The sequence below is a fragment of the Azospirillum doebereinerae genome (assembly GCF_003989665.1).
GTDB classification, from domain to species: Bacteria; Pseudomonadota; Alphaproteobacteria; order Azospirillales; family Azospirillaceae; genus Azospirillum; species Azospirillum doebereinerae.
The window spans coordinates 1-245 of the sequence record NZ_RZIJ01000107.1 but is presented as its reverse complement, the minus strand read 5'-3'; the positions used below and the strand labels follow the sequence as shown (position 1 = coordinate 245).

Sequence of the window (245 nt, the reverse complement as noted above, 5' to 3'; positions counted from 1 at the left end):
CCCAGCGGGCCGCCGCCGCCGAACTGCTTGACCAGACCGCTCTGGGTGGCGGTGTTGCCGATCCCCGCCGCCGTGTTGCCGACCAACGCGGTGTTGGAGCCGCCGCCGATCACCGGCACCCCCATCGGGCCGCCGAAGCCGCCGCCCTGGACCACCGTCGCGCCCTGCCGGGCCACGTTGCCGACACCGGCGGCCAGATTGCCGACCTCGGCGCTGTTCGAGGTCCCCAGCACGCCGCGCCCGGC

At 76.3% G+C, this 245-nt stretch carries 1 pseudogene; it reads right to left on the bottom strand.

Features of this window, described 5'->3' with window-relative positions:
• Window positions 1-245: pseudogene (locus EJ913_RS32050) on the bottom strand (hypothetical protein); the annotation flags it as partial.